A 20293-nucleotide genomic window follows, 5' to 3' on the forward strand; every position below is an offset into this window, starting at 1 on the left:
CGACAGAAAAGGGAATCTGGTAAAGGCATGGAGGATTCCATTGAAAGAAAGAGGAACAAGGAACCAGAGGGAATATGAAAGGTATGTGGCAGTGAAACGGATCGTAGAGGAATGTGCGGGCAAGAAAAAGAATCTGATCATGGAAGATTTAGAATTCGAGAGGAAGAAAGAAGAGAGCCTGTACAGGGACAGGAACTATAACCGGATGCTGGGAACATTTGCATATAAGAGGCTGGAGGAGAAGATCGAAAGGAAATGCATGGAAAAAGGAGTATATTTAAGGAAGGTGGATCCAAGGCACACAACGCAGATCGGGAAGCTGAAATATGCGAAGCGGCTAGGGCTAAGCATCCACCACAGTGCAGCGTATGTGATTGCAAGGAGGGGAGAAGGGTACCGGGAAAGGATACCGAACGAATATCATGAATACAGGGAATGGAAAGAAGTGATCAGGGATCTGGGGAAAGCGACATTGGAGGAATGTCAGAGAACTCCCTATTTATGCCTGTTCAGATAGAAAAGAAGCAGGACCCGGCAGTCATGCGATTCACTGGAAGATGGAAGCATGGCAAAGGGATGGAATCCTGCCAGAAAAAAATAATAAGCTGACACTGGAACATTTCGCCAATGCCTTACGCTTCAGAGAGGAGCAAAAGAAGGAGATGTGAAGGTGCCGGTGGAACCACGCCGCTAGAAAGGCAGGTGGGTATGCAGATAGGGAGTTGCTTATTTGCATATGATTTTGGTTACAAAATCATTTTCTTGTGTGTTAAATGAGAAATAAAGGACATAATAAAAGACAAAACATAATTATTTGAAACTGTCTAAGGAAAAGATATCACAAAGGAATGAAGTTTGATAAATTATATTATAAAATTATGTGAGAATATGTTATAATAACAGAGATGTCGTTTTACACGATTGTAAGAAGAGGAAGGTGACGAAATGTCTTTGTTTAGAGGGTCCATGCGTACCCATATAAATGGGCACAAAGAGTTGAGTGAACATGCAGATATCATCACTTTGGTTCCTGAAAAGGTTGCGATTCCATTGTATTTTGGTACAGAAATGAATCCACAAATACTTGTTCAGCCAGGAGATGAGGTGAAAGCTGGAACAAAAATTGCACAGTTCAACAGCCGCTTTGTAGTTCCTATATATTCTAGTGTTAGTGGTAAAGTAGAAGCTGTTGAAGACCGATTACATCAGAGCTTAAAGAAGGTCAAGCATGTAGTTATTTCTAATGATAAAAAATATACAAAAGAAGAAAATCCTGTGCTGGATTATAAAACTGCTACTCGTGAAGAGTTAGTGGATTTTATGATGAATGCTGGGATTGTCGGCTGCGGTGGAGCAGGTTTTCCTGCTTATGTAAAGTATAAAGATGTTAAGGATGTTGAAAATCTGATTATTAATGCTGTGGAATGTGAACCTTATATTACCAGTGATTATAAAGTCATGGAAAATGATTTTGACTTGGTGCTTACAGGTATAAAGGCGATGAAGAAGATGAGTGATGCGAAAAAAGTATTGATCGCTATTAAGAAAACACATCCTGAACTCATTCAAAGTGTCAGCGAAAAACTGAAAAATGAAAAGGATATCGAATGTATCAGTGTGCCTGATGTTTATCCGATGGGGTGGGAAAGAACGCTTGTGTATCAATTGACGAAAAAGCGTTATGATAAACTTCCACTGGAAGTTGGATGTATAGTGAATAATGCAACAACAGCCTATATGTTTGCGAAAGCATTGACAACGGGTGAACCGATTGTTAGCAGGATGCTGACGGTAAGCGGAGACGCAGTAAAGAAACCGTGCAATGTAATAGCACCTGTAGGAAGCAGTGCACACGATGTGATTGAAGCTTGTGGCGGTTATACGACAGATGATGTTGTTGTCTGCTTTGGCGGTCCAATGATGGGGACTACGATTACGACAGATGATGTCTGTGTAGAAAGACAGAATAATGCTATTACGGTATTGAAAAAAGTAGCGATTGATGAAGTTGCCTGCTTAAGATGTGGAAGCTGTTCTGATCATTGTCCTAGTGGTTTGCAGCCAGTACGTATCGTTCAGGCAAACAAATTAAAAGATATGGCACGTTTGGAAAAACTAAATGTCAGTAAATGTATTGAATGTGGAATGTGTACATATGTTTGTCCTTCTAAAATTGCAGTTACAGAAAATGTACGCCGAGCTAAGCGAGCCTATCAAATGTCGAAGGCTAAGAAATAGGGGGAAGTGACGATGAAATTTAATTACAGTCCGGCTCCAAATTATCGCAGTACAAACTCGACTAAAAGAATCATGTTTGAACTGTTATTGGGGCTGATAGTTATTTATTTGTATTCACTGTTTTATTATGCGACAAACTATGGTAGCGAATATGTTGTTCAGGCAGTGCTGATCATGGCAGCATCGCTTGGAGGCTGTATGCTTACTGAAATAGTTTGGGCATTAGTCATCAAAAAAGATGTTGTTTCATATTTAAAAGGGTCATTTCCTTGGATTACAGGTGTAATTTTAGCGCTTATGGTGTCTGTTAACACACACTGGTATGCAGTTGCAGTGGCAGCGGTTCTTTGTACGATTTTCGGAAAACTGGCTTTTGGCGGCTTTGGACAGAATATCTTCAATCCGGCAGCTGTTGGAAGAGCGATAATCTTAACAGCATTTTCAAGTATGGTAGCGGCGGATATTACGACAGGCGCTACACCGACAACATTAATGGCTAATACATATTCATGGTGTGTAACAGATGCTGGCATGGTCAATGAATTATTGAATTCTGTTGGTGGCCTTGGTGGTTTACTGTTTGGTTCTCATCCTGGAGCTTTAGGTGAAACTTGTGGAATTCTAATCATTGTGGTAGGAATCATTCTTGCAGTACGTAAGGTTATTGATTGGCGAGTACCTGTTGTTTATATAGGAAGTGTCTTTGTGATGACAGCAGTTATGGCATTATTTAAAGGCATGGGTATGTGGTATCCTGTTTACCATGTATTAAGCCGTGGGCTATTGTTTGGAGCTTTCTTTATGGCAACTGATCCGGTTACTAATCCGACAAGTGCATCAGGAAGAGTTATTTTTGCATTGGGCTGTGCTATTTTGACGGTGTTGATTCGTGTAAAAGCCAATCTTCCGGAAGGTGTTTTATATTCTATCCTGATCATGAATGCATGTACACCGATGATCGAACGTGTCTGTGACTGTGAACAAATTAAAGGCTTAAGGAATGCCGTTATTACATTTGTATGTCTAGCTGTTGTTGGTCTTGGATGTGGTGTATTGGCAATTCATGCGGTTGAGCCTGCCGCAGCACAAACACCTGTTGAAGAAGAAAATAACAGCAGTTCAGGTGGAAGTGAAACAGGAATGGATTTCAATACAGAAATCACTAATACGACAGAGAATAGCGATGGAAGCGTAACTTATACGGTAAGTGTAGACGGCTATGCAGTCTATAATCATGCAGACGGAAAGCCAAATGTCATAGAGGTTACGGTTTTAGATGGAACAGTACAGAATGTAGTCGTTGTAGAAGCTAATGATACACAGCATGTTGGCGATCAGATTGCAAATGAAGACTTTACAAGCCAGTTTGCAGGTATGACACTGGATACACTTGAAGTTGAGCCACTGTCAGGAGCAACAATTTCAAGCACTTCGGTACAGAAAGCGGTGCAGGCAGCACTTGAAGCGGCACAGGAGCCAGCAGGTGAAGAAAACGGCAACAGTACAGGAGGAATGGATTTCAACACAGAAATCACTAGTACGACAGAGAATAGTGATGGAAGCGTAACTTATACTGTAAGTGTAGACGGCTATGCAGTCTATAATCATGCAGATGGAAAGCCAAATGTCATAGAGGTTACGGTTTTAGATGGCACAGTACAGAATGTAGTCGTTGTAGAAGCTAATGATACACAGCATGTTGGCGATCAGATTGCAAATGAAGACTTTACAAGCCAGTTTGCAGGTATGACACTAGATACACTTGAAGTTGAGCCACTGTCAGGAGCAACAATTTCAAGTAATTCAGCATATCATGCAGTATTAGCTGCTTTGGAGCAATAGGAGGGGTCTTATGAAAAAAATCATTCATTTAACGCTTTTCCTAGCTGTGATTTCTGCAATTGCCGGAGGAGCATTGGCAGCTGTCAATAATCTGACGGCACCAATTATTGAAGAAAACGCATTAGCAGAAGTAAGATCTACGCTGGAAGAATTTTTCCCTAACGGAAACTTTACAGAAGTAGAAATTAAGGGAGAAGTTGAATATATTACAAATATTTATGAAGCTGAGGGTGAAGGTGTAATCTATAAAGTCAGCGTTCAAGGTTTTAGTGATACTATTACCTATCTTGTCGCAATTGATAATGATGGTAATTTTTCAGGATATAAGGTAACTCAAATTAATGATACACAAGGTTATGGTTCACGTGTAGCGGATCCTGAGTTCTATGAATCCTTTATTGGTCAGTCAATTGATGATCAGGTTGATACATTAAGTGGTGCAACAGTTTCATCTACCGCTGTTGTAAATGGTCTTGCAGAAGTTGTGAATTATCACAACGAGAATTATTAGGAGGGGATCTTTATGAAACGTTTTGAAAATTTTAAAGCGGGTTTCATAAGTGAAAATCCGATCTTTGGACTTTATCTTGGATTATGCTCTACATTGGCAATTTCTACGACGCTCAACAATGCTATTGGCATGGGTGTGGCAGTTACACTTGTATTAGTAATGTCTAATGTTATTATTTCATGTATTCGTAAGATTACACCGGATGAAATTCGAATTCCGGTATATATCGTTGTTATTGCGGCATTGGTAAAGATTGTTCAGATGCTTGTAGAAGCTTATACGCCTGAATTAAATACAGCATTGGGAATTTTCTTGCCATTAATCGTGGTTAACTGCATTATTCTGGGACGTGCTGAGGCATTTGCCAGTAAAAATGGTGTCATAGATTCGCTGGTAGATGGCTTAGGTATGGGGCTAGGTTATACGCTTGGACTTTTAGCTATGTCGGTAGTTCGTCAGATTATCTCTACAGGAACATTAAGTTTCACGAATCCGTTTAATACAAATTTTATTATTTTTGAAACTACGTTTTTCCCAAGTGAATATGTAGTATCTATATTTAGTCAGCCAATTGGCGCCTTCTTTACTTTTGCTTGTTTGGCTGCTGCCTTAACAGCTTTCAAAAACAGCAAAAATAAAAAGCCTTGGAAGATTGGCGGAGGTATCGTTGCAATTGTTTTAGTTGCTTTTATCGCATTAAGAAGTGATTTTATGGTTGATACTGCCGCAGCACAAACACCTGTTGAAGAAGAAAATAACAGCAGTTCAGGTGGAAGTGAAACAGGAATGGATTTCAACACGGAAATCACTAATACGACAGAGAATAGCGATGGAAGCGTAACTTATACGGTAAGTGTAGACGGCTATGCAGTCTATAATCATGCAGACGGAAAGCCAAATGTCATAGAGGTTACGGTTTTAGATGGAACAGTACAGAATGTAGTCGTTGTAGAAGCTAATGATACACAGCATGTTGGCGATCAGATTGCAAATGAAGACTTTACAAGCCAGTTTGCAGGTATGACACTGGATACACTTGAAGTTGAGCCACTGTCAGGAGCAACAATTTCAAGTAATTCAGCACAGAAAGCGGTGCAGGCTGCACTTGAAGCAGCTAAGTAGAAAGGAGAAAACATATGAGTGAATTATTTACATTGTTTCTTGGCGCTGCCATTATCAATAATATTATTCTAACCAGATTTTTGGGTATGTGTCCTTTCCTTGGCGTTTCTAAAAAAGTAGATAGTGCTTTAGGAATGGGTGCTGCAGTTACTTTTGTAATTTTTGTATCAAGTATCGTAACTTATACTCTTTATTATCAGGTGTTAGAACCAGCTGGTTTGGAATACATGGATCTGATTACATTTATTTTAGTTATTGCGGCATTTGTACAGCTTGTAGAAATGATCATCAAGAAATTTTCACCAGCTTTGTATAAAGCTTTAGGTATTTATTTACCTTTGATCACAACGAACTGTGCGGTATTGGGTGTCGCATTAGATAATATTTCTAATGGCTATGACTTTGCGGAAATGTGTACTTATTCTTTGGCTGTACCTATCGGTTTTGCTTTGGTTCTATTTATTTTCTCTACGATTCGTGAACGTTTAGATACAGCAAATACACAGCCGTCTTTTAAAGGAAATCCAATTGCACTCATTGTGGCTGGATTGATGGCTTTAGCATTCTCAGGATTAGCAGGGCTGGTATAATATGACAGGGATTATCATATTAGTGGTGCTGGCTGCTGGATATGGCTGTTTCTATTATCTGAATCACAAAACGCCAGTGCCTAAGGGCTGTGAAAATCTGAAACAGGCCTGTCATGGGTGTAAAGATTTTTCATGTGGAAATCACCCTAGCCAAAATTAAGGAGGAACTATGATACAAGCAATCATTTTGATGCTCGTTCTAGGAGCAATCCTAGGATTGGGTTTAGGTCTTGCCAATAAATTTTTAGCAGTTAAAGAAGATGAACGTATTGAACATGTTACGCAGCTTTTACCTGGTTATAATTGCGGATCTTGCGGTTATCCGGGATGTAGTGGTCTAGCGGAAGCATTGGTGAATGGAAAAGTAAAAAGCGTAAGTACTTGTCGTCCATCTAAAGCAGATAAAAAACAGGAAATTGTTGACTATTTGAATGCTGCTGAAGGTCCTAATGGTGAAAAAGTAACAGTAACATTATAGTATAAGGAGATCGGTTAGATCTCCTTTTATTTTATAACTTGTGTCATCATGTGAAGTGAACCATTCGTATGATAATTGATAAGAGAAAGATGAATAGGAAAAGTTACTTTGACGTCGTAGCGCTGATCAGTTGGGGTAATGTTCAATGTACATGAAGAACAGTATTTTTTTCCATTATCAATTAATTCATAGACTGAATCATCTAGACGGTTTTGATGTTCAATTTGAGTAACGACATAGTTCTGGTATTGCCTTGCCTGATTATAAGTCATTAAAATTTGCATAAAATTTAATCCAAAGACAATCATTGGCAATGCGAAAATCATGATAAATCCAAATTCAAAAGCACCTTTCATAGATTAAAGAGGTGATTCTTCTGTCATTTTATCCCATTGAGTTTCAATTGTATCTTGCATCGTACCTCTAAACTCACTGGCAAATAAAATCATGCCTGAAGCAATGATCGTTACGATCAGTACAAGTCCATATTCTTCAAAAAAAGCTTTCATAGGAACCTCCTTTACATTCCGTTCATAAACATATTCATGACAACCTCACACATAATTGCTAGAAATAAGAGTGTCACGCCAAAAAGGGGAATCATAGAAAACCATTCATAAATAGCCATTGCATCTTTATGGTGTTCCTCTCTTTCGCTTCTTAACCACTTTGTAGTTGTTTGTATCATACGGTTAAATTGCAGATAAGCATCATCTTTACCAACGGTGTTATATCGATATAAAAGTTTCATTGCTCGCTCGATCTCGCTGAGGCGATAAGCGCTAAGAAAATTTAAATAGGGGGTAATATTTAAGGCATCCTGATCAATTTCATCAATAAGTTTTTTTAAATCATTCTGTATCAACGTAGGTGCATGATCCAAAGACAGACGTAGTGACTGTGCAACAGTGTTGCTTTGAAGGAGGATTTGCAGCTGTCTTAACCAGATTGGAAACTGAAATTTTAAAAGACGGCTTTTTCTTTTCACGTTTTGTTTTAATATCCAATAATCCTTTTTTAAAAGGAAGATAAAGATAAGTAAGATAAGAAAGAGAAAGGTAAAAGAATAATCTAGCTTGCTCCATAAGCATAGAGGAATCAAAGCAATTTTGCTTTTGCGAATTCTTTTGAGTAAATACTTCTGCGAGTCTTCATGAATCAGTTCATTGAGATCATCTTCATGAATCAAAGAAGCAAGCAGAGGATCAAACGTTTTATGAAAAAGAAATAGCAATAATACGATAATTACAGGAAGGATGACTTGGATCATAGGGTTTCCTCCTTCTCAAACCATGATTTTGAAAAGATGCGATGAGCCATGAAAAGAGTAAATAAAAGTGATGATAAGAAAATAAGTATAGATAACTGATAGATATCACTATTAGTATTGAAAGAAATTTCCGCAAGCATATTTTTTGATAAAAAAGCAATACCGATGGAAAGCAAACACAGACCCATCATTTTGTTTTTCGTGCTCACTTGATTTTTCTTAAAACTATAGATATCCTCAATCCAGTCATCAATATCATCTTGAATTAAATCTAAGCCTTCACTAAAGCTTCCTCCATGTTTTTCAATTGTCGCAACTAAGGTAATTAAATTGTGAACAATAAAGTGTGGCTGATAATCACTCAAAATCTTTAACGCTGCTTCGACATTTCCTTCCTCCATTAATCTTTCTTTCATTTTTAAAATCAGTATATGTATTTCACCTTCGCAGACTTTTTCGCATTCACATAAAGATGGATAAGTTTTAGGGTTTAGTTTGAATACAGCAATAAAAGTCTGAAGAAACATTGTGAAACTATTAAAGATTTTTTCTTGATAAGAGTGAAAAAGAAGCCAAATAATGATATGAGGAAGCATGAATAAGGATATAAGAGCTAATAAAAGATAGGTTTCAATACGTACTTCGAATTGATAACAAAGGAAATATAAGGCACAGAGAAAGAAAGCCGTACTAAAGAGATGGGTTTTTATATCATAGTTGTAACCATAGGTCAGAATTGTTTTTCTTAGCTCCTGATATCCTTTTCGATTAAAGATCGCATATTTAAAGAAATTCTTTTTCTTAGAAAAATTTAGAGCTAGTAAAAGAAAAATAGCTAAGATATAAACGAAAATCATCATTTGGACCTCTCCATCTTTAATTTTAGTTTTAGTCTTTCAGGCATATCTTCTAAATGTAATTTACCATCATAGATGATATGACTTTGTGCCTGTTCATCTTTGACATCAAAACAAACTATCTGTTTCAAAAAACGACGAATTCCTTTTTCACTGATATTAGCTTCCAAATGGATACCAAAATCGATGGATTCATGAATACTGTTTAAGATGATCTGATTACTGATTTCTACATTTTCAAACATATGTAAGATACGACTTGGAATCTTTTGCGCATCATAAGCATGAATCGTTGAAATCAAATGAGTGCCAGTAGAAATGCTTTCTAAAAGATGAACCACTTCATGACTGCGTACTTCAGAAACAAGCATCCAGTCCGGTCGTTGTCTTAAAGATGCTTTGATAGCATCGACATAACTGAAACGATCACTTACTCTTAAAGCCACAACATCTTTATCTTCAAAAATATCATGAGCTCGAAGTTCTAATGTATCTTCAATCGTAATGATACGTTCACTATCTTTAATGAATTGTGTCAGATATTTCATCAGCTCGGTCTTTCCTGAAGAGGGAAGTCCGGATATCATGATATTACAATGATGTTCCACCATTTTTTTTAAAAGCTTTAGTACTTCTGTACTTGCATATCTCTCTTTCACCATCTTCTTATCATTCAATCTTAAGACAGCAGGAGTCTTACGTATCGAAATGCTATGTCCGCTGCGAGCGATAGAATGATGTAAGATGCTGATGCGTAAATCCTTGGTTTCAGCTTCAATAATGGGAGAAGATACATTAAAGCTGCAATTGACATAATTTGCCATCTTGAAACAAAACTGCTGAATGAATTCATCTTCATCAAAAGCTTCACAATATCTTCCTTTTGAGAGATGATCGATCCATAAATGCCTTCCATTGTAATTGATGTCCGTGATGTTTTCATCCTCAATATAAGGAGTTAATGGACCAAAATCAAAGCTATTCATACAAAAGTGGAAGAAGGACGCTTTCCTCGTTCAACAAACATTCTTCCTCTTGTGGGTAAGCTGTTGCATAAAGATCAATACTACCCATTTCACTTGCTTTTTTCAACAAAGCAACATATTCTTCATCTACCGCTAAATTAATGACACTTGGTACATTCAACTCACTTTTCTTCATATCGATACCTTTGCGATCAACAACATTGATAATTCGTACGCCCCATAATAAAGCATCACTTACAGGATTTTCTTTTTTAGGTGAAAGTGTGACATAAACATCGATCATCTGATTGTTTGTTAAGGAATTGCCTGAGCTTTTAACTAAATCAATAGGTAAAGAAAATACATTTTGACCTTCTTTTAATTTTAATGCTGGATAATCCGGAAGCTCTTCTTCTTCAAAAAGCATTGACTGATATAAAAGCGATCCTTTAGGAATGATTCCTTCAATTTCTGTATATTTACCAATCGCTTCCTCTATATCTAAAATACAATCTTCATTCAAAAGAGCTTTGCTTACCTTAACAGTTTCAAGCATTCCTTCTTCAATTTTAGTACGTGGCTCGATCTGCACTTTAGCAATCGGTACTTCTACCAGATCTAATTGCTTGTCTAAAAGAATCTTAAAAAGCAGCACATTGACTATTACGAGTGCGATAAGCCCTATTAAAACCGTATTCTTTTTCATTCACTCAACTCCTCTACCATGGCTTCATCCACTTCAATCCTCATTCCCTTTAGCTTACTTTCATTGACAGCTTGACAATGAATTCTCATAAACAAGGGTTCTTTCATAAAACCACTTAATGTCAGATCATAGGTATAATCCTCAAGTGCTAATTCTTTAAAATAAGCAGTAAAAGTTTCGAAAGCATCTTGAGCTTCAAACTCACTCTGATCGACATAATCAGCCATTGTTGAAAGCAAAGCTCTTTTTACAGCCATTTCGGTTACATTTTGTGTATGATCAAACTGTACATACCAGCAAAATGAAAGAAAAAGGACAAAGGATCCAATGATCATGCTGTAGGCAATGAAAATTGACTTCATAAATATTACCTCCTACTATTTTATATGCATCAAAATTACAAATTTCCCAAAAAAAGTAGAAAAAATTCATAATTATTTAACATCAACATGAAATCGACATCATTTGCATCAAAATGATCTAAGATAAGTAGATGAAAATAAAACCAATTTATCAGTTAATATTTATGATCCTCCTGATGCTTTTAGTTATTGGAATCATCCTTAAAGATGACTATTCAATTATATTGATACAACTTTCTAAAATTTCTCTTATCGCTTATCTGCCTATTCTTTTTCTTTGCGCTTCTTTAGGAATGATACAAGGCTGGATATTATATAGGTTAGCTAAACCTTATCAAACTAATTTTAAAATATCAGAAGGAATCTTATTCGCTTTTAGCGGCAGTTTCTTCAACAGTGTGACACCTTTAGGCGGAGGGCAGGTATCGTTAACATATATTTTAAGAAAAAAGCATTTTAGCTATACTGAAATAGCTGCGATTTTATGGAAAGATTTTTTCTTATTTCAATTGGCACTGATCATAACAGTAACCATGATCTTAGGTATAAGCATGAAACAGGCTTTGCTTGCCTTTCCTAAAACAGTGGTATGGATTCTATTCGGTTATTGTATCAACATATCTGTGATTCTATTTCTTTATTCCATGAATCGTTTTCCTCAATTATATATAAAAATATCAAGTCTTCTGATTTTATTCCTTAAAAAGCTTCATTTTATTCAAGATCCTGAAACATTATTTATAAAAGGAAAAGACATGATCGATCAATTCAATATCCATACTTCTCAGCTAAAACAAAATAAAAAAGAAACGTTTCTAATTATCATCACTCATGGTTGCCGTCTTTTGCTGCTTTATGCCGTACCTTATCTCATTGCACTTTTACTTCAATTACCTCTGACACTAGAAGATTTGTTTCGAGTCATATCTATTTCCTGTTTTGTGCATATGCTGAATGCTTTGACACCGCTTCCGGGAGATGCCGGATGGAGCGAAGGCATGTTTATATTTCTGTTTATGAGCATGTTCACCAAAAGTGCTGCCGTAAGCATGATGATCTTATGGCGTTTTGCTACTTTTTATTTGAATATTATTTTAGGTGCCTGTTGTTTTATTATGTTAAAAAGAAAGTATGAATCATCTAAATGAAACAAATATATCTATCCTTTCAAAAAAATGAAACAGAAGATATCTGTATTTAAAGGATTAGATCAAATAAAATTCCGCTCTCTACTTTGAAAGCGGACTCTTTTAAACTAAAAAATCAATGACATGTCCTACCAGATTTCATTTGCAAGGGTTGAATCTGATATACCATTATTTACAAAACTAAAAATCGATCAGATGAGTTTTACAAGTAAGGACACATCCTTTTTCAACCTTGTGCTTTTATATCAGTAATAACTAGCTCATATCCTTTATACTGATGGTGAAAACTGTATTGATACCAGGAATCGCCTGATAAGTACCATCTTTTTTCATTGATAAGAGGACCATTGATAAAAGCTAGTATTTTTATATTCTTCTTCTGATGCAGTTTCTTCGATTGAATAACGTTACATTTCAATGTTAGAAATTGCTATTAAATCATCTAAGGCTGTACTGCGAATTATCATATCTTATGAACTTATTTCTCTGATTCTTGCGGTTTTATGAACTTTATGTCTTGTATTCGATCTATTAAAAAAGAAGAAACAGTGACTGTAATTAAAGAAAAAATAATTCTTTGATAAGGAATGTAAGTAAGTGATAATCCTAATACAGTTAGATCACTAAAAAGATAGGCGTAAGATAAACGACAGTGAGTAACATGTGAAATCGTCAGTGCTAAAGCATCATCGCCCCCGCTTGAACCACCTTGCCGTACGATCATACCTACACCTGCACCGACAAAGATTCCTCCTAATATAGCCGCTAACAGTGGAGTATCACTAAGATTTGGCAGCATTGGCGGAAAGAGCTCCCATACTTTATAAAAAAGGGAAACACTGAGTGTAGATAAGATAGATGTAACAATAAAGTGACCTCCCAGATAACGAAATGCCAATAAATAACAGCAGATATCTAATATAGGTGTAATGTAGGCAGGTGATATGTGAAACCAGTGCTCGATCAATAACATCAATCCAATGACTCCGCCTTCTGTAATATTACATTGCTGATGAATGTTATGAATACCAAAGGATGTAATCATAGCACCTATAACGATAAGGATCATTTTTTTTATAGGTAATCGATGTATAAAAGATGACATAAAAACCTCCTTGTATTTTGTAAGTGAATATAGATATAATAAAGGATATAGTAACTATAATGTCAAGGAGATTTTATGAAAGATTTATTTTCTATTGGAGAAGTATCAAAGTACCAGAATATATCGAAACAGACACTCATTTATTATGATAAGATTGGTTTATTTTGTCCTGCTTATGTAGATCCAAATACAGGTTATCGCTATTATAGTGCAGTCCAAATTGATTATCTGGATACGATTTTGATCATGAAAAAGATTGGTTTTTCACTCCGTGAAATAAAAGAACACATGCGTAATTATAATATTGACCGTTCACTCATACTTTTTAAAAACCAGCTATCCGTTATTGAAGAAAAGATTAAAGAACTCCGTCTGATTCAAAGCAGGGTCAAACATCGCTGTGAACAAATGGAACATTCAAGATCATACAAAGAGAATGAAGTGATCATAGAAAAGATCGAAGAGCAGTATATATTGACTGAAGCTGTTAAGAAACCTTATTCATTAAAAGAAATTAGTGTTGCTACTAAGAAATGTTTTTCTAAAGCATTTCAAAAACAGTTACCGATCTTTTTTCAATCAGGTGTGATCGTTCCTTTGAAACGTATTGAAGAAAATCGCTTTACAGAAGCCAGTGAAGCTTTTTTACCGATTGAAAAAACAGATAAAATACAAAATATCGTAACTCTTCCATCAGGTAAATGTGTTTATATCTATCATATAGGTGATTATTTATCTATTGGTCACTCTTATAAGAAATTATTGAATTACTGTAAAGAAAATAATTTACATATTATTTCTGATTCTTATGAATTTTGTATCAATGATTATCTGACCTCACATGATGAGGATGAGTATATTACGAAGATCATGTTTTATATAAAATAAAAGCTATTCTATAGTAAAAGAGCTTTTATTATAAATGAATTATTTGATTCTTTTCATTGCTGATGATCTTTAAGGTCATCTTTATCTTTAAGATAATCTAATTTGTGATTAATCTGATACAACTGATAAGCGATAATACTTCCATAAATAATTTCAATAAATGGAACAGGAAAAGTAACTGTAAAACCTATAATTGAACAAATGATTAATGGTATAGCTAATAGTATTAAATGTTTTAGTTTCATATCAATATGTATTACCTAAATGTCAACAGTTTTATCAAATTATCTATTTTTGATTGTTTTCAACTTCTAATTAAGGCATCTCTTTTCTATAAATGTTTATATAATTCAATTACATTAATTGTTAATAAAGTCTTTTCTGATGAAATCCATGTCAAAAGTAAATTTTGTAGGATTAACTAAAGCTATGATGATATATTGACTCAGTTAACGTCAAGTACGATTGTCATTGCGTACACATATTGATTACTATTTGTTTTTGGAAAGTTCCATGCCCCGTATTCAGTTGTCAAAGAGCATTTTTCTTTTTACATAGACAACTAAACATGGAGTATCGAACTGATTTAAAAAGTTTGGATAAAATATAAAAATAAAGCTAATTTGCAGGACAAATTAGCTTATATTTCATAAATGGGGCGACCGATGGGATTCGAACCCACGCATGACGGGACCACAACCCGCTGTGTTAACCACTTCACCACAATCGCCATAGTGCTTTATTATATTACCAAATTCATTACAAATTGTAAAGAGGAAAATGAAAAAAATCTTGCGAAGTAAAGTGAAAAGTTAAATTCTACTTTAATATAGGAAGAGATGAATTTAATCTTTCACAAAATTCATGTTGAATTTACTCTTTCAATATGTCATATTGAAAATGACCGGAAGCAGCCAGAATCACAAAGAAAGGAGGCCCTTATGGCTGCCACAAATAAAAATAAACATATGACCGAAAATGAAAGAAAAATTATTGAATCAAGTATTCGTAATGGTGCCACCCATACGGCCATTGCACAAGTCATCGGTAAAGACAAGTCTACCATAGGAAAGGAAATCAGGCTTCATCGGGTCCTGACTTATAAATGCAATCTTCCTCTGGAATGTGTGAACCGATCCAAATGCTCTCATAATCACAGCTGTAAATTGGAATGCCCTGATTATATCCGGTTTAAATGCTCACGAAGAGACAGAAGTCCCGGGGCCTGCAATGGCTGTTCAAAATTTCATTCCTGCAGATTCAATAAATATGTCTATCAGCCCGAAACAGCTCACAGAGAGTACAGGAATACGCTTGTCGATTCAAGAGTGGGCGTGAACCTGACAACAGAGGAGGCAAAAAAGATGGGCGGAATTGTCAAACCGCTTCTTGATCAGGGCCAGTCCCCTTATCAAATCATTCAGGCTCATCCGGAATTAGGAATTACTGAAAGAACCCTCTATACTTATATCGAAACAGGCGTATTCAGTATTGTCGGAATCAGTGTTATGGACCTAAGACGCCAGGTATCCAGAAAAAAATTCAAGTCTAAGAAAGCCGCTTTAAAAAAGCGTGAAGACAGAAGATTCCTGAAAGGGAGAACCTATAAGGATTACTGTAACTATCTCTCCGAGAATGAGGACGCCAGAATCGTACAGATGGATACGGTATACAACGATATATCAAATGGTCCATTTATTCAGACATTCAAATTTGTGAAATACGGCTTCCTGTTCGGCATCCTTCACGAAGAGAAAACAGAGGAAGCGATGGTTTCAGGCGTGAATGCTTTAGAAAATCTTTTAGGCAGCGAACTTTTCCATGAAGAAGTTGAAATTCTTCTGACAGACCGCGGAAGCGAAATGGCCGATGCAGAAGGAATTGAAAAAAAAGAAAACGGAGCAAGAAGAACCCGTGTCTATTACTGTGATCCGATGCAGTCCACACAAAAGGCAACCCTGGAAAACAATCATATTGAACTGCGCTACATTTTTCCAAAAGAAACAGATTTAAGAGCTCTGGGGCTAACATCTCAGAAAGCCTTGAATACTGCACTGTCGCATATTAACTCGATGTCAAAAGAAAAGCTCAACGGAAAGTCACCCATTGAGCTGATGGAATTTCTTCATCCTGAACTCATGAAGAAATTCAACGATTTTGGAATTACCAGAATCGAAAAAGATAACATTATTCTAAAGCCCTACTTATTGAAAAAATAATGAATTAAAAACCAGCTGCTTCACGGTCTTTCAAACAAAACATAGTAGAATTTAGTCTTTCCAGCCAAAAAAATTTCTAAATTCTCCTATCCTTTATTGCGGCCTTTTTATGTTATCGTCAATAATATTATATACCTGAAACAGTAATTCCTACAATAACAAAAAGCAAATAACTATCCGTCTGTCCTGATAACTATTTCATTTTAGAAATGATGAACGACTAATTTCCACATTTTTTTGTCGCTTTTTAAAGTAGAATTTAACTTTTCACTTCACGAAAAATCTTGCGAATATGTGTAGAATGATTTATAATGAAACCATTAAAGCGATGATAAGGAGTAGTAGATCGTCTAACATCAAATAGGGAAAGAGGGTCAGCGACTGGAAGCCTTCTGTTGATGATTCGATTGAATTCACCTTGGAGTGGGACCAATCCTCCCCCGTCAGCCACGGTTATCGGTATAAAGTGTGTCGCAAGATGAAACAGGATGGTACCGCGCTGAAGGCGTTCCTGCAGGTTGCGATTTTTTTTTATTTTAGAGAGGTAGAAAATGGAAAAGCTAGAGCAGTTAAAAGAAGAAGCGATGCAGGCAATTGAAAATGCCCAAAGTTTATCTGAGCTCCAACAACAAAGAGTTCATTATTTAGGAAAAAAGGGTCCGATTCAGGATGTTATGAAAATGATGAAGGATCTTTCCGCTGAAGAAAGACCAGCTTTTGGTGCTCAGGTCAATGAAATTAAAAAGGCTGTCAGTGATGCGATTGAAGCAAAACGTGGTGAACTTGAAGTTAAAGAAATGAATCTGCGCCTTGAAAAAGAGAAAATTGATATTACATTAGAAGGTTACAAGCCAGTGATCGGTAATATCCATCCATTGACATTAGTTCAACAGGAGCTTGAAGATTTGTTTATCGGACAAGGCTATACGGTAGCAGAAGGTCCTGAGGTAGAACTTGATTTTTATAATTTTGAAAGAGCGAATATTCCTCAGGGACATCCGGCTAGAGATATGCAGGATACTTTCTATATCGATCATGAGCGTCTTTTACGTACGCATACGACAGCGATTCAGACACGTCAATTAGAGCTTCATGCACCTCATCCTATCAAGGTGATCTGTCCGGGTAAGGTGTATCGTCGTGATGATGATGATGCAACGCATTCTCATCAGTTTACACAGATGGAAGGACTAGTCGTTGCTGAAGGTATTCAGTTATCAGATTTAAAGGGAACGCTTGAATTTATGGCAAAGAAAATGTTTGGAGAGAGCCGTGTGATTCGTTTCCGTCCAAGTTATTTCCAGTTTACAGAACCAAGTGTAGAAGTAGATGTCAGCTGTCATGTTTGTAATGGCAAAGGCTGTCCGGTATGTAAAGGAACAGGCTGGATTGAAATCTTAGGGGCTGGTATGGTTCATCCAAATGTTTTGGAAATGGCTGGCTATGATTCGACAAAGATGAGTGGTTTTGCGTTTGGCGTTGGAGTAGAACGTGTAGCAATGTTGAAGTATGGTATTGATGACATTCGTCATTTCTATACAAATGATGTACGTTTCTTAAAGATGTTCAAACGTTTCGATTAGGAGGATTTTATGATTACAAGTAAAAAATGGCTCAGCCAGTATATGAATTTAAGTGATATAACAGCTCAGCAATTGGCAGATAAAATGACTGAAGCTGGTTTAGAGGTTGAGGGAATTGAGCCTTTGGCACAAGGAACCCATCTGGAAATCGGTTATGTGAGAGAATGTGTAGATCATCCTGATAGTGATCATCTTCATGTTTGTCAGGTAGAACTTGCCGATGGCTGTGAACAAATCGTCTGTGGAGCACCGAATGTTCGTGCCGGACTAAAGGTCATCGTAGCTAAAGTAGGAGCTCAATTGCCTGAAGTTGAAATTAAGAAAAGTGTGATTCGTGGGGTTGAAAGCAATGGTATGATCTGTTCGCTTTTAGAACTAGGTGTTGATCCAAAGCAGTTAAGTGATGATCAGAAAAATGGTATTGAAGAATTAGGAGAAGATGCAGTTGTAGGTGGTAATCCATTAGCATATTTAGGATTAGATGATGTACTGCTGGATGTCGGTTTGACACCTAACCGCAGTGATTGTCTGGCAAGTTTTGCACTTGCCAAAGAAGTAGGTGCCATCCTTCATAAAAAAGTAACTTTACCTGATTTTGAAAATGCCAGTGATATTGGTGAAAAGACGCAGTTAAAGGTATCTTCAACGACGGATAAATGTCCTTTATTCTTAGGAAAAGTCATCAAAGAAGTGACCATCAAACCATCACCAAAATGGATCCAAGAGATCCTTCATGCAGCAGGTGTAAAATCAATCAACAACGTGGTGGATATTTCCAATTTAGTTATGCTGGAAACAGGTCAGCCAACACACTTCTACGATATTAACAAGATGCATCAGGATATCGTAGTTAGCACAGGCTTTGATACTGTTTATACTGCTTTAGATGGTGTTGACTATAAGATCGAACCTGAAGATATCATGATCACAACACATGGTGAACCTGTGGGTATTGCCGGTTTAATGGGTGGTGATGATTCTAAGATCGATGAAACGACCAAGGGAATCATTATTGAGGTGGCTACTTTCGATTATGTACAGTGCCGTAATACAGCTCGTCGTTTAAATATTACGAGTGATGCTTCGATTCGTAATTCAAAAGAAATTGAACCAGGGGCTCCTAAAAAGGCCATGGATCGCTGCGTACAGCTTTTAATTGAATACGCTGACGCTAAAGGCATCGAAGAAACAGCTGTTTATGGAGATCCACACGTTGAAGACACAGCCTTAGAAGTTTCTGTAGAACGTATCAATAAGCGTTTAGGAACACAGTTTAGTGCTGAAGAAATGTGTGATGTACTTCAGTGGCTAGATTTCTCGCCTGTATGTGAAGGTGACCGCATTTCTATTTCAGTGCCAAGTTATCGAAGCGATATTAAGATTGAAGCAGATGTTTCCGAAGAAATCATTCGTCTGATTGGTTATGATCGTTTACAGTCTACCTTGCCACTTATGGAAATGACGCAAGGAGAACTGGATAATCGTCAGAAGATGAATCGCCGTATCCGTACATTATTGACTCAATTAGGTCTTTATGAGTGTGAATCATATACTCTGGTAAGTCAAAAACATATCGATGATGCGATCATGGGAGTTGAACCAGTCGTAGAATTGGCTTCACCAATGAGTGAGGATCGTAAATATGTGCGTAATACGCTTTTACCAAGCATGTTAGATGTGATGGCTTATAATCAAAATCGCAGTGTGAAAGATCTTGCATTGTTTGAATTAAGTCATATCTATAGTGAAAATAAAAATGAAGAACATCTAGGAATCGTAATGTCAGGTGCGATGCAGAAAAGCCGTTGGCAGAAGATCGAGCTTAAAGCAGATTTCTATGCTTTAAAAGGTTTGGCAGAAACGTTATTAAGTGATTTTGGTTTTGAAGGAAGTCGTGTAAAGATCAAAGAAAATGATTTAGATACGACACATTTCCATCCTTATGCCAGTGCTCTTATCTATATAGGAAAAGAATTGTTTGGAATCTTAGGTGTCATTCATCCAATGATGGCTAAAAAATATGATGTATCAAGCGACTGTGTCATGATGGAAGCAAATTTAGAGGTATTATTGAATAATAAAGCTTCTAAGATCAAATTCGAAGGTATTTCTAAATATCCATCAGTTACACGAGATCTTGCATTAGTGGTGAAAAAAGAAATCAAGGCAGGAGATATCGTTGAAACGATCAAACGCTGTGATAGAGCCATCGTTAAAAATGTAGAAGTCTTTGACGTATATACAGGTGAACATGTGGCTAGTGACTGTAAGTCAATTGCCTTAAGTATTTTGTTCCAGTCTAAGGAAAAAACTTTGACTGATCAGGAAATCAATAATGTTCATCAGAAGATATTAGATGCTTTGAAAAAAGAATATGACGCAGAATTAAGAGGTTGATGTCCAACCTCT

At 36.5% G+C, this 20293-nt stretch carries 22 protein-coding genes, 1 tRNA gene and 1 pseudogene; 14 read left to right on the forward strand and 10 right to left on the reverse strand.

Annotation, left to right across the window (positions count from 1 at the left end; translation table 11 throughout):
* The 9 genes and pseudogenes from BQ5367_RS10120 to BQ5367_RS10150 all read left to right on the forward strand — a co-directional run.
* The coding region (locus BQ5367_RS10120) for an IS200/IS605 family accessory protein TnpB-related protein (protein ID WP_143052389.1) at positions 1–517 on the forward strand (517 nt) is incomplete at its 5' end.
* Positions 518–966: 449 nt separating this feature from the next.
* Positions 967–2238: an RnfABCDGE type electron transport complex subunit C gene (locus tag BQ5367_RS10125; RefSeq protein WP_328586475.1), complete on the forward strand. Its 1272-nt coding sequence runs from the start codon at positions 967–969 to the stop codon at positions 2236–2238.
* 12 nt (positions 2239–2250) lie between these two features.
* Positions 2251–4080, forward strand: coding sequence for an RnfABCDGE type electron transport complex subunit D (locus BQ5367_RS10130; RefSeq protein ID WP_071442382.1), 1830 nt, complete (start codon positions 2251–2253; stop codon positions 4078–4080).
* Positions 4081–4090: 10 nt separating this feature from the next.
* Positions 4091–4591 (forward strand): FMN-binding protein, encoded by a 501-nt coding sequence (locus BQ5367_RS10135; protein ID WP_071442383.1) that lies wholly within the window; start codon positions 4091–4093, stop codon positions 4589–4591.
* A gap of 12 nt (positions 4592–4603) precedes the next feature.
* Positions 4604–5245 (forward strand): annotated as a pseudogene (gene rsxE, locus BQ5367_RS13860) (electron transport complex subunit RsxE); the annotation flags it as partial.
* Between the two features lie 132 nt (positions 5246–5377).
* Positions 5378–5713, forward strand: coding sequence for an FMN-binding protein (locus tag BQ5367_RS13865; protein ID WP_235858780.1), 336 nt, complete (start codon positions 5378–5380; stop codon positions 5711–5713).
* A gap of 14 nt (positions 5714–5727) precedes the next feature.
* Positions 5728–6303 (forward strand): electron transport complex protein RnfA, encoded by a 576-nt coding sequence (locus BQ5367_RS10145; protein ID WP_071442385.1) that lies wholly within the window; start codon positions 5728–5730, stop codon positions 6301–6303.
* A 1-nt stretch (position 6304) separates the two neighbouring features.
* Positions 6305–6463: a hypothetical protein gene (locus tag BQ5367_RS13725; protein ID WP_202615296.1), complete on the forward strand. Its 159-nt coding sequence runs from the start codon at positions 6305–6307 to the stop codon at positions 6461–6463.
* Between the two features lie 9 nt (positions 6464–6472).
* Positions 6473–6781, forward strand: coding sequence for a (Fe-S)-binding protein (locus BQ5367_RS10150; protein WP_071442386.1), 309 nt, complete (start codon positions 6473–6475; stop codon positions 6779–6781).
* A 26-nt stretch (positions 6782–6807) separates the two neighbouring features.
* On the opposite strand, the gene BQ5367_RS10155 is transcribed toward BQ5367_RS10150, so the two are convergent.
* The 7 genes from BQ5367_RS10155 to BQ5367_RS10180 are packed head-to-tail and all read right to left on the reverse strand — an operon-like array spanning position 6808 to position 10941.
* The gene (locus BQ5367_RS10155) at positions 6808–7137 is read right to left on the reverse strand and encodes a hypothetical protein (protein ID WP_071442387.1); all 330 of its coding nucleotides are present in this window, start codon (positions 7135–7137) and stop codon (positions 6808–6810) included.
* Between the two features lie 3 nt (positions 7138–7140).
* Positions 7141–7290: a hypothetical protein gene (locus tag BQ5367_RS13730; protein ID WP_202615297.1), complete on the reverse strand. Its 150-nt coding sequence runs from the start codon at positions 7288–7290 to the stop codon at positions 7141–7143.
* An 11-nt stretch (positions 7291–7301) separates the two neighbouring features.
* Entirely contained in the window at positions 7302–8051 is a 750-nt protein-coding gene (locus tag BQ5367_RS10160; protein ID WP_071442388.1) for a hypothetical protein, read from the reverse strand.
* Positions 8048–8911, reverse strand: a complete 864-nt coding sequence (locus BQ5367_RS10165; protein ID WP_071442389.1) for a hypothetical protein — start codon at positions 8909–8911, stop codon at positions 8048–8050. The genes BQ5367_RS10160 and BQ5367_RS10165 overlap by 4 nt, the downstream gene beginning before the upstream one ends.
* Positions 8908–9894: a CpaF/VirB11 family protein gene (locus BQ5367_RS10170; protein ID WP_071442390.1), complete on the reverse strand. Its 987-nt coding sequence runs from the start codon at positions 9892–9894 to the stop codon at positions 8908–8910. The genes BQ5367_RS10165 and BQ5367_RS10170 overlap by 4 nt, the downstream gene beginning before the upstream one ends.
* Positions 9887–10579 carry a Flp pilus assembly protein CpaB gene (gene cpaB, locus BQ5367_RS10175; protein WP_071442391.1) on the reverse strand — a complete coding sequence of 231 codons (693 nt, stop codon included), beginning with the start codon at positions 10577–10579 and terminating at the stop codon, positions 9887–9889. Before cpaB ends, BQ5367_RS10170 begins: the two co-directional genes overlap by 8 nt.
* On the reverse strand, positions 10576–10941 hold the full coding sequence (locus tag BQ5367_RS10180) for a hypothetical protein (RefSeq protein ID WP_071442392.1): 366 nt from the start codon (positions 10939–10941) through the stop codon (positions 10576–10578). The genes cpaB and BQ5367_RS10180 overlap by 4 nt, the downstream gene beginning before the upstream one ends.
* A gap of 131 nt (positions 10942–11072) precedes the next feature.
* Here BQ5367_RS10180 and BQ5367_RS10185 point away from each other — a divergent pair, with 131 nt between their 5' ends.
* Positions 11073–12089 (forward strand): lysylphosphatidylglycerol synthase transmembrane domain-containing protein, encoded by a 1017-nt coding sequence (locus tag BQ5367_RS10185; protein WP_071442393.1) that lies wholly within the window; start codon positions 11073–11075, stop codon positions 12087–12089.
* Between the two features lie 478 nt (positions 12090–12567).
* Here the strand turns inward: BQ5367_RS10185 and BQ5367_RS10190 are convergent, their stop codons facing one another.
* A complete protein-coding gene (locus tag BQ5367_RS10190; RefSeq protein WP_071442394.1) occupies positions 12568–13194 on the reverse strand; it encodes a YitT family protein in 627 nt (208 codons plus the stop codon).
* A 75-nt stretch (positions 13195–13269) separates the two neighbouring features.
* Here BQ5367_RS10190 and BQ5367_RS10195 point away from each other — a divergent pair, with 75 nt between their 5' ends.
* Complete coding sequence (locus tag BQ5367_RS10195; protein WP_071442395.1) at positions 13270–14082, forward strand: MerR family transcriptional regulator; 813 nt, start codon at positions 13270–13272, stop codon at positions 14080–14082.
* A gap of 53 nt (positions 14083–14135) precedes the next feature.
* Here BQ5367_RS10195 and BQ5367_RS10200 read toward each other — a convergent pair whose 3' ends face one another.
* Positions 14136–14327 carry a hypothetical protein gene (locus BQ5367_RS10200; protein ID WP_071442396.1) on the reverse strand — a complete coding sequence of 64 codons (192 nt, stop codon included), beginning with the start codon at positions 14325–14327 and terminating at the stop codon, positions 14136–14138.
* 409 nt (positions 14328–14736) lie between these two features.
* Positions 14737–14812: transfer RNA gene (locus BQ5367_RS10205), tRNA-His, on the reverse strand.
* A 211-nt stretch (positions 14813–15023) separates the two neighbouring features.
* On the opposite strand from BQ5367_RS10205, the gene BQ5367_RS10210 reads away from it, so the two are divergent.
* The 3 genes from BQ5367_RS10210 (at position 15024) to pheT (ending at position 20281) form a co-directional block, all read left to right on the forward strand.
* Positions 15024–16301: a helix-turn-helix domain-containing protein gene (locus BQ5367_RS10210; RefSeq protein WP_071440651.1), complete on the forward strand. Its 1278-nt coding sequence runs from the start codon at positions 15024–15026 to the stop codon at positions 16299–16301.
* 551 nt (positions 16302–16852) lie between these two features.
* Entirely contained in the window at positions 16853–17884 is a 1032-nt protein-coding gene (gene pheS / locus BQ5367_RS10215) for a phenylalanine--tRNA ligase subunit alpha (RefSeq protein WP_071442397.1), read from the forward strand.
* A gap of 9 nt (positions 17885–17893) precedes the next feature.
* Complete coding sequence (gene pheT / locus BQ5367_RS10220) at positions 17894–20281, forward strand: phenylalanine--tRNA ligase subunit beta (protein WP_071442398.1); 2388 nt, start codon at positions 17894–17896, stop codon at positions 20279–20281.
* Positions 20282–20293 lie beyond the last annotated feature (12 nt).

This window comes from Traorella massiliensis, assembly GCF_900104665.1.
GTDB lineage: Bacteria > Bacillota_I > Bacilli_A > Erysipelotrichales > Erysipelotrichaceae > Traorella > Traorella massiliensis.